Here is a 9340-nt window from a genome sequence, read left to right as displayed (position 1 = left end):
TAGAGCGTGATGAAGATGAACCGGTAGCCCAGGTCGCCCAGCTCCCGGAACAGGAACGGGTTCGGGTCCGTGCTCCACCGGAACGACGAGGAGTAGTTGAAGGCGAGCGGCAGATCCGGGTGCGTGTGTCGCATCGCCTTGGCGAAGGCCACGGCCGGCTCCCGGCTGGCGTTGGAGAGTTCGCACCAGACGAGGTCGGCGCCGGCGTCGGCGTAGGCCCGACCCCGCCAGACCGCCTCCTCCAGGCTGCCGCCGACCGCGCCGTAACCGTCCGTCCGCGCGATGATCACGAAGTCGGGGTCGAGGCGGTTGCGGACGTCCACGGCCGCGCGGAACTTGCCGACGGCCTCCTCGCGGCTCACCAGTGTCTTGCCCGCGATGTGGCCGCACCGTTTCGGGAATCGCTGGTCCTCGATGTGGACGCCGGCCACGCCCGTCTTGACGAACTCCTGGACGGTGCGCATCGTGCTGAGGGCGTTGCCGTAGCCGTCGTCGGCGTCGGCGATGATCGGGATGCCCACGGCGCTGGCGATCATCGATGCGATGCGCGTCATCTCCGTCATCGTGAGAAAGCCCATGTCGGGCCACCCGTTCGCCAGCGCGACGGAGTAGCCGCTCATGTAGATGGCCTTCATGCCGACGCGCTCGGCGATCTGGGCGTCGAGCGGCGAGTAGACGCCGCCGGTGAAGACGTACTCCTCGTCCTTCAGCAGCTGCCGAAACTTCCTTCCCATGTTCTCCACGGTTCGAGGCTCCTTGCTCAGGCCGACGCGGCCAGGGAGGTGGCGCACCAGCGGCAGTAGGTCTTGGTGTCGATTTCGAGCGCGCAGCTCCGGCAGCAGCGCATCCCGCACTCCTGGCAGCCGATCTGGCCGGACGGGTGATCGTGTGTCATGCCGCACTCGCATGTCATGGCGTCGCCCTCCTCACTGCAGATCGAAGGGACCGCCGACACGGACCGTGGTCACGCCGAGCAACGACCGCGCGCAGCCCCCACAGTACGTGACCGATTCGAGATGGACGGCGCAGGCCGGGCAGCAGCCCACGCCGCAGTCCAGGCAGGCTAGGTGGTGAAAGGCAAAGTGGACTTCGCTCCCACAGCCGCAGCTTCCGCCCATTGGCTCCTCCGGGTGGATCGGCGTTGCTGGGCTGTGCTTCTACAAGAGCCGTTCCAATCTTAAGGACCTGAAAACATTTGTAATTTTTAATGTCATGGCCTTTCTAGTGAGTCTTTTATGTCTCATCAAAATACCCGTGTTTATTCTGGAGTAACCATATAAATACCTATATTTACTGTTCTTTATCCCTTAGGAGGCAGTGAGACCTTAGAGACTCACTAGTGAGTCTTTTGTGTCTCGTTGCGGAACGTGTCGGGGTTAATGGCGTATTTCACGAGCAATCGATGAAAATTTCTGCGGGTGATCCGCCCCGCCTTTGCGGCCACCGAGACATTGCCGCGGCTCTCCCTGAGCAGTCGCATGATCGCCTGCCGCTCGAATTCGCGGATCAATCGCTCTTTGCCTGCCGGCAGCCCCTCCTTGGCGGACATCGGCAGGCTCGCCCGCTCTTGCAGATGGAGGGGTAGGTGGTCGGACTCGATCGACCGTCCGGCGGCGAGCACCACCGCGCGCTCGACGATGTTTTCGAGCTCGCGGAGGTTTCCCGGCCATGCGTAGCGCTTCATGAGATCGAGCGCCTCGGCTGAGACGCGCTCGACCTTCTTGTTGACCTTCGCCTCGGCCTTCCGGAGGAAGTGATAGGCGAGGACGGGGATGTCCTCCACCCGCTCGCGCAGCGGCGGGAGGGTGATGGTGAAGGTGTTGAACCGGTAGAAGAGGTCTTCCCTGAACTCGCCCCCCCGCAGCGCGGCTTCCAGATCCCGGTTGGTCGCCGCGATCACACGGACCCGGACGCGGCGCGTCACCACCTCGCCGACGGGCTTGATCTCGCCCGCCTGCAGCACCCGCAGCAGCTTGCCCTGCATCTCCAGCGGCATGTCGCCGATCTCGTCGAGGAAGATCGTGCCGCCGTCGGCCTTCTCAAAGAGCCCGACCTTGTCGGTGACGGCCCCCGTGAACGCGCCGCGCCGGTGGCCGAACAATTCCGACTCCATGAGAGTCGGCGTCAGCGCCGTACAGTTGACCGTGAGCAGGGGCTTGTCGCGCAGGGGCGAGTACCTGTGGATCGCGCGAGCCACCAGCTCCTTGCCCGTCCCCGACTCGCCGCGGATCAGGACGGTGGTGGGCGTGGGTGCCACGCGGGCCACCATTTCGGCCACTTCTCTCATCTTGGGGTTCTGGCCGAGGATGAAATCGCCTTCGGCCTGCGCCTGGAGCTCCCGCACCACCAGCGAGTAGCGGTCCTCCAGCTCCTCCGAGCGCTTGCGCTCCGCCAGGAGGTCCCACATGAACCGGGCGCCGATCCCGCCCATGACCTCCGTGGTCGGCGGTTTCAGCCGGAGAATGGCCTGCTGGACCTCGGCGCTGCCGGTGACGTCGATGATGAGGTCGGCACGCGGGTCGGTGACGAGCTCACGGAAGTCGGTGGTGACCGGCACGTTGAGGCGGCGGGCCAGCTCGATCCCCGGGGCCCAGGCGTTCAGGTCTGCGATGCCCAGGATCGAAACGGTCGGGTCGCCGGCGAACATCTCCAGGAGGGCGCGTCCCCCCTTGCCCGCGCCGACGATCACCACCTTTGTCACGCCCTAGACCATACCACCCCGAGGCGGTAGGGGGTTCGAGCGCCGGCTCCGCCGGCACAATCTTGTTCCGGGGGGAGGCCTCGGAGGGGGCCGTAACGCCCGCCGAGGCTAAAAGGGCTGGGGCTGCCGGTGAAAGTCCGCGATGTTCTCGAAGCGGGCGTACTGGGGTAAGAACACGACCTTCACCGTACCCACGGGGCCGTTGCGCTGCTTGCCGATGATGAGCTCCGTGATGTTCGCCTCGTCCGGCGGCAGGTCTTCCTTGTAGAGCGAGGGCCGGTAGAGGAACAGGATCAGGTCCGCGTCCTGCTCGAGCGCCCCGGATTCCCGGAGGTCGGAGAGCTGGGGGCGGAAGTCGCGCGTGGCCCGGGACTCGACCGCGCGCGAGAGCTGGGACAGCGCGACGACGGGCACGGTCAGCTCCTTTGCGAGCGCCTTGAGCGAGCGCGAGATCTCCGAGATCTCCTGCTGTCGGCTCTCCTGCGCCGCCCGGCCCCGCATGAGCTGGAGGTAGTCGATGACGAGCAGATCGAGGCCGTGCTCGGCCTTCATCCGGCGCGCCTTGGCTCGCGCCTCCAGCACCGTGAGACCCGGAGAGTCGTCGATGAAGATGGCGGCCTCGCTCAGCCGGCCGGCGGCGGCCGTCAGGCGGTGCCAATCGGAGGCGCTCAGACGCCCCGTACGCACCCCCTGGGAGTCCACCTTGGCCTCCGAGCAGAGCATACGCTGCACGAGCTGCGGTGCCGACATCTCGAGGCTCAGCACGAGCACCTTGCCGTGCAGCGCGACGCCGACGTGCTGGGCGACGTTCAACGCGAAGGCCGTCTTGCCCATGCTCGGCCGCCCCGCGATGATGATGAAGTCGGAGGGCTGCAGCCCCGAGGTCTCGAGGTCGAGCTTCTCGAAGCCGGTAGCCACGCCGGTGACGTGCTCTTTGCGCTCGTACAGGCGTTCGATGTACTCGAAGGTGTTCTTGAGGATCCTGCCGATGGGCAGCGCGCTGCCCTCCAGGCGCCGCTCGGCCAGACCGAAGATCCGGCGCTCGGCGTCGTCGACCAGGTTCTGCACGTCCTCTTTGGCGTCGAAGGCCTGGGCGATGATCTGGGTCGACGTCTGGATCAGCTCGCGGAGCACCGCCATGTCGCGCACGATGCCCGCGTAGGCGTTGAGGTGCGCCGCGATGGAGGCGTGTTCGACCAGCAGGGCCAGCGCCGCGGGCCCGCCGACGGCGTCGAGGACTCCCTGGCGGCGCAGCTCCTCGCTGAGCGTGATGAGGTCAACCGGTTCGCCTCGATCGAACAGCCGGAGCATCGTCTCATAGATGCTCCGGTGACCCTCGGTGTAGAAGTCGGAGGGACGCAGGATCTCGATCACGCGCGGCAGGGTCTCCCGTCCCTCGAGCAGGACGGCGCCCAGGACCGCGCGCTCAGCGTCCAGGTTGTGCGGAGGGATCCTGGACGGGTACTCGACCAACGGGGTGTCGCTACTCGCGAACGACGTTGACTTTGAGGTGCGCCGTGACCTCAGGATGCAGCCGTATGGCGACGGCGGCCTCGCCCAGCGCCTTGATCGGCTCCTCGAGCTGCACCCGCCGGCGCTCGATCTTCAGCCCCTGGGCGGCGAGAAAGTCGACGACGTCCTGGGGCGTGACCGAGCCGAAGAGCTTGCCTTCCTCGGATGCCTGGCGCCGCTCCTCGTAGACGAGACTCTCGATCCGCGCCTGCAGCGCCTCGGCGCCGGCCTTGACCCGGCTCGCCTTGGCTTCCTGCTGCTTCTTGATGTGCTCCAGATTCGTGAGGTTGCCCTCGGTGGCGCTGAGGGCGAGCTTCTTCGGGATGAGGAAATTGCGGGCGTAGCCGTCCGAGACGTCACGGACCTCGCCCCGGCGACCCACCTTGGCGATGTCGTCGAGCAGAATGACCTTCATGGCGCTACTCCGTCGCCACGTAGGGCAGCAGCGCGACCGTGCGCGCCCGCCTCACTGCGTGCGTCAGCTGCCGCTGGTGGCGGGCGCAGCTTCCGGAGATACGACGCGGGATGATCTTGCCGCGCTCGGTGACGAAGCCGCGCAGGCGGCGCACATCCTTGTAGTCGACGCTGTCGACCTTGTCGACGCAGAACTTGCAGACCTTCCGCCGGCCGAACCGGCGGCGTTTGACGGGCTTGGGCGGCGTCGGAATAGCGGCTTCCTCCTTCTAATACGTGCCACCGCATGGCTTTCTGTGGCGTCAGCCGGTGACGATCTCTACGGCCCTGCGAGTATAAGCCAGGAGGTATTGTGTGCTCAACTTGTGCGCCGGCATGTGCGCCGGCATGCAGTCAACGGCCAGAAGACTTCTCCCTCTCCCAGACGTCCATGATTTGTCCCAGATCTCTGATTTGTCCCAGATCTTTGCGAACAGTGCGAACGGCAAAATCAACGAATCGCTTCCAGTCCGAGAGCCTACTGCGCAATCTCCTCACCATGAAACCAAATGGCGGATCGCCTGTCGGTCGCTCTGACGACGCATACGTGATCAGCATTAATGGACTGTCGTTCGCGCAATCGAAATTCTGCGCTTCGTCGCTCGCGAGAATTTCAAGATTGATGCGGCCGCGCGCGATCAAGAAGCGGGTTTAATGCCTCGCCCTCCTCCTGTTACCTGTTCGAGCGCCGGCTTTGCCGGTGCCATCCTCCGGCGGGGGGAGGTCTCGGAGGGGGCCGTCGAGGCCCCCTCCGATGTTAGAAGGGGACGTCGTCTTCCCCGGCCGGCGCGTCCTCGGCAAAGGGCGGTGCCGCCGGGACGGCGGTGGGAGCGCCTTTGGTCCGGCTCATGAACTGCACGCGCTCGGCGACGACCTCGGTGACGGTGCGCTTCTGCCCGTCCTTGCCCTCCCAGTCGCGGGTCTGCAGGCGGCCCTCGACGAAGATCTGGCTGCCCTTGTCGAGGTACTCGCCGCAGCTCTCGGCCTGCTTGCCCCAGACCACCACGGTCAGGAAGCAGGTGTCTTCCCGCTTTTCGCCGCTCTGCGTCGTGTAGTTGCGGTTCACGGCCATCCTCAGATCCGCGACGGCCGTACCGCTGGGCGTGTAGCGCAGCTCCGGAGGACGGGTCAGGTTCCCGATCAGAAGAACCTTGTTGAGGCTCGCCATCAGCCGACCTCCTCAAGCACTTCTGGAGTCTTTGCCGGCCGAGCCTTTTTACGGAGGGGCACCCGCGTGCTCAGGAAGCGCAGCACGTTCTCGTTGAGGCGGAGCTGCCGCTCGAACTCCTTCACCATGGAAGGCTCGGCCGCGACCGCGAAGACCGCGTACGTTCCCTCGCGCTGCTTGCGGATGTCGTACGCGAGCCGGCGCTTCCCCCAGTTCTCCACGTTCGTGACCTCGGCCCCCAGCGCCTTGACCTGCTCGCCGAGCTGCGTCAGCAGCGTGGCAACCTCCTCGTCGGTCGGCCGCGGGTCGATGATCACGAGAATTTCGTAAGGCCGCAGTGCACTCACCCCCTTATTTAAGCGCCTAAGGCTATCAAACATCTCCGGATGGAGCAAGGTCAACGCTGCAAAACAGATACGGCCCGGGCCGATTTCCCGACCCGGGCCGCCGCCCGCGCATCGCGCGGGCTCAACCTCGCTGAACTCACACCAGCGTCGGACTCACCCCTCGCGCCTAGTGCCGTTCCCACTTGTTGATACTAAATCTGTCCACGAACGACGTACACGGTGCCTTCCTAGGCGCGAATAGTTGGAACGGCACTAGTACATATCTCCGTGCGGCATCGCCGGCGCGCCGCCCGCGGGCTTCTCCTCCGGGATATCCGTGATGAGCGCCTCCGTCGTGAGCAGCAGCGAGGCGATCGACGCCGCATTCTGCAACGCCACCCGCTCCACCTTGGTGGGATCGATGACGCCCGCCTGCAGCATGTCGACGTAATCCATGGCCTCGGCGTCGTAGCCCCGCGTGGGCACGGTCTCCGCCTTGACCTTCTCCACGATCACGCTGCCCTCGACCCCGGCGTTCTCGACGATCTGGCGGATGGGCTCCTCGCAAGCGCGCCTGACGATCGTGGCCCCGACCTTCTCGTCGCCTTCCAGCTTGAGCCTGTCGATGGCCTTGGACGCCCGGAGCAGGGCCACGCCGCCGCCGGGCACGATGCCTTCCTCGACGGCCGCGCGGGTCGCGTTGAGCGCATCCTCCACGCGCGCCTTCTTCTCCTTCATGGCCGTCTCGGTCGCGGCACCGACCTTGATCACCGCCACGCCCCCGGCCAGCTTGGCCAGCCGCTCCTGGAGCTTCTCGCGATCGTAGTCGGAGGTCGTCTCGTCGATCTGGGCCCGGATCTGCTTGATGCGGCCCTCGATCGCCGACTGCTTGCCGGCGCCCTCCACGAGGGTGGTGTTGTCCTTGTCCACGACCACCTTCTTGGCCTTACCGAGATCGTCCAGCTTGATGTTCTCCAGCTTGATGCCGAGATCCTCGGTGATGGCCTTGCCGCCGGTGAGGATGGCGACGTCCTCCAGCATGGCCTTCCGGCGGTCGCCGAAGCCCGGCGCCTTCACCGCGCAGCAGTGCAGCGTGCCGCGCAGTTTGTTGACGACGAGCGTGGCGAGGGCCTCGCCCTCCATGTCCTCGGCGATGATCAGAAGCGGCCGGCCCGCCCGGGCCACCTGCTCGAGGAGCGGCAGCATGTCCTTCATCACGCTGATCTTCTTCTCGTGGATGAGGATGAGCGCGTCTTCCAGAATGCACTCCATGCGCTCCGGGTCGGTGACGAAGTACGGGGACAGGTAGCCGCGGTCGAACTGCATGCCCTCGACCACGTCGAGCACGGTGTCGGCGGACTTCGACTCCTCGACCGTGATCACGCCGTCCTTGCCGACCTTCTCCATCGCCTCGGCGATGAGGTTGCCGATGGTCTTGTCGTTGTTGGCCGCGATCGTCGCGACCTGAGCGATCTCCTTCTTGTCCTTGGTCGACTTGGAAAGCTTCTTCAGCTCCTCGACCACGGCGTCCACGGCCTGCTCGACGCCCCGTTTGAGCCCCATCGGGTTGGCGCCGGCCGTGACGTTCTTGAGCCCTTCGCGGAAGATGGCCTGGGCGAGCACGGTGGCCGTGGTCGTGCCGTCGCCCGCCACGTCGGAGGTCTTGGTGGCGACCTCCTTCAGCATCTGCGCGCCCATGTCCTCGTACGGATCCTTCAGCTCGATCTCCTTGGCGACCGTGACGCCGTCCTTGGTGATCGTCGGGCTGCCGAACTTCTTGTCGATGACTACGTTGCGGCCCTTCGGGCCCAGCGTGGCCTTTACCGCCGAGGCCATGATGTTGACGCCTCGGAGCAGGGCCGCCCGGGCCTCGTCGTCGAATTTCAGCTGCTTCGGCATCGGTCCCTTCCCTCCTTGGGGTGGTTACTCGAGGATGGCGAGGACGTCTTCCTCGCGCAGGATCAGGTATTCCTTGTCGTCGATCTTGACCTCGGAGCCGGAGTACTTACCGAACAGGATGCGGTCGCCCGCCTTCACGTCGAGCGGGAGCTTCTTTCCGTCCTCCGTCACCTTCCCGTTCCCGACAGCGATGACCTTCGCCTCCTGCGGCTTCTCCTTGGCGGTGTCCGGGATGATGATGCCGCCCCGGCGAACCTCCTGCTCCTCGAGGCGTTCCACGAGGATGCGATCGTGCAGCGGACGAATCTTCATAGATGCCTTGCCTCCTTTTTCTGTGGTAGACGCCGACTTGGCCTTAGTGCTGGTTGCCTTGGCCATGAGATCGTCCTCTCGCAATAGCTATTAGCACTCGACAAAAGCGAGTGCTAATATAGCCGCCGCCTGGGGGTCGATCAAGCAGAAAATCTGGGGGGGCGGGATGGCAAAAAGTATATTTATTTCAAACACTTTACCGCAGGATGCGCTCGGTCTCGTACCCAAGGAGTTCACGGTCGACCTCCACAACACCGACCATCCGCTCCCCAAGGCGGAGCTCGTGGCCAGGCTCAAGGGCAAGGACGGACTGATCTGCCACATCATCAGCGCCATCGACGAAGAGGTCCTGGGCGCCTCCCCGAACCTCAAGGTGGTGGCGAACGTCGCCGTGGGCTACAACAACATCGACGTCGCCGCGGCGCGCCGCCGGGGCATCATCGTGACCAATACCCCCGACGTCCTCACCGAGACCACCGCGGATTTCGCCTGGGCCCTCCTCATGGCCGCCGCCCGCCGCACGGTGGAGGCCGACCACTATGCCCGGTCGGGGGAATGGAAGCGGTGGCAGTGGGACCTGCTGTGGGGCATGGACGTTCACGGTAAGACGCTGGGCATCCTGGGCTTCGGCCGGATAGGCCGGGCGGTGGCGCGCCGCGCAGGCGGCTTCGCCATGCGCGTCGTCTACCACGACGCGGTGCGGGCGGACGCCAGCGTCGAGCGCGAGCTCCGCGCGACGCACGTTGATCAGGACACGCTGCTGCGGGAGTCGGACTTCGTCACCATCCACACGCCGCTCTTGCCCGAGACCCGGCACCTCATCGGCGAGCAGGCGCTCCGGAAGATGAAGAAGACCGCCATCCTGGTGAACGCCGCCCGCGGCCCGATCGTGGACGAGGCGGCGCTGGCGCGCGCGCTGAGGGAGGGGTGGATCGCGGGGGCCGGGCTCGACGTCTTCGAGGAGGAGCC

General features: G+C 65.6%; 12 protein-coding genes. 1 reads left to right on the top strand and 11 read right to left on the bottom strand.

What is annotated here, in order from left to right:
* The 11 genes from VGV13_01595 to groES form a co-directional block, all read right to left on the bottom strand.
* A partial coding sequence (locus VGV13_01595) for an isocitrate lyase/PEP mutase family protein (GenBank protein HEV8639778.1) occupies positions 1-734 on the bottom strand: 734 nt, incomplete at its 3' end.
* A 26-nt stretch (positions 735-760) separates the two neighbouring features.
* Entirely contained in the window at positions 761-895 is a 135-nt protein-coding gene (locus VGV13_01590) for a hypothetical protein (protein HEV8639777.1), read from the bottom strand.
* Between the two features lie 441 nt (positions 896-1336).
* Positions 1337-2701 (bottom strand): sigma 54-interacting transcriptional regulator, encoded by a 1365-nt coding sequence (locus VGV13_01585; GenBank protein HEV8639776.1) that lies wholly within the window; start codon positions 2699-2701, stop codon positions 1337-1339.
* 108 nt (positions 2702-2809) lie between these two features.
* Positions 2810-4174 (bottom strand): replicative DNA helicase, encoded by a 1365-nt coding sequence (gene dnaB / locus VGV13_01580; protein ID HEV8639775.1) that lies wholly within the window; start codon positions 4172-4174, stop codon positions 2810-2812.
* Between the two features lie 10 nt (positions 4175-4184).
* Positions 4185-4628 carry a 50S ribosomal protein L9 gene (rplI, locus tag VGV13_01575; protein HEV8639774.1) on the bottom strand — a complete coding sequence of 148 codons (444 nt, stop codon included), beginning with the start codon at positions 4626-4628 and terminating at the stop codon, positions 4185-4187.
* Positions 4629-4632: 4 nt separating this feature from the next.
* Positions 4633-4881 (bottom strand): 30S ribosomal protein S18, encoded by a 249-nt coding sequence (gene rpsR / locus VGV13_01570; protein HEV8639773.1) that lies wholly within the window; start codon positions 4879-4881, stop codon positions 4633-4635.
* A gap of 139 nt (positions 4882-5020) precedes the next feature.
* The gene (locus tag VGV13_01565) at positions 5021-5308 is read right to left on the bottom strand and encodes a hypothetical protein (protein ID HEV8639772.1); all 288 of its coding nucleotides are present in this window, start codon (positions 5306-5308) and stop codon (positions 5021-5023) included.
* A 115-nt stretch (positions 5309-5423) separates the two neighbouring features.
* Positions 5424-5834 (bottom strand): single-stranded DNA-binding protein, encoded by a 411-nt coding sequence (locus tag VGV13_01560; GenBank protein HEV8639771.1) that lies wholly within the window; start codon positions 5832-5834, stop codon positions 5424-5426.
* Positions 5834-6214, bottom strand: a complete 381-nt coding sequence (gene rpsF, locus VGV13_01555; protein ID HEV8639770.1) for a 30S ribosomal protein S6 — start codon at positions 6212-6214, stop codon at positions 5834-5836. The genes VGV13_01560 and rpsF overlap by 1 nt, the downstream gene beginning before the upstream one ends.
* 219 nt (positions 6215-6433) lie before the next feature.
* The gene (gene groL / locus VGV13_01550; GenBank protein ID HEV8639769.1) at positions 6434-8059 is read right to left on the bottom strand and encodes a chaperonin GroEL; all 1626 of its coding nucleotides are present in this window, start codon (positions 8057-8059) and stop codon (positions 6434-6436) included.
* A 24-nt stretch (positions 8060-8083) separates the two neighbouring features.
* Positions 8084-8371 (bottom strand): co-chaperone GroES, encoded by a 288-nt coding sequence (groES, locus tag VGV13_01545; GenBank protein HEV8639768.1) that lies wholly within the window; start codon positions 8369-8371, stop codon positions 8084-8086.
* Positions 8372-8537: 166 nt separating this feature from the next.
* On the opposite strand from groES, the gene VGV13_01540 reads away from it, so the two are divergent.
* The coding region (locus VGV13_01540) for a D-glycerate dehydrogenase (protein ID HEV8639767.1) at positions 8538-9340 on the top strand (803 nt) is incomplete at its 3' end.

The sequence above is a fragment of the Candidatus Methylomirabilota bacterium genome, from assembly GCA_036001065.1.
Classification (GTDB): Bacteria; Methylomirabilota; Methylomirabilia; order Rokubacteriales; family CSP1-6; genus MNEF01.
Note: the sequence above shows the minus strand (reverse complement) of the source record. Positions and strands in the feature narration are given on the sequence as shown.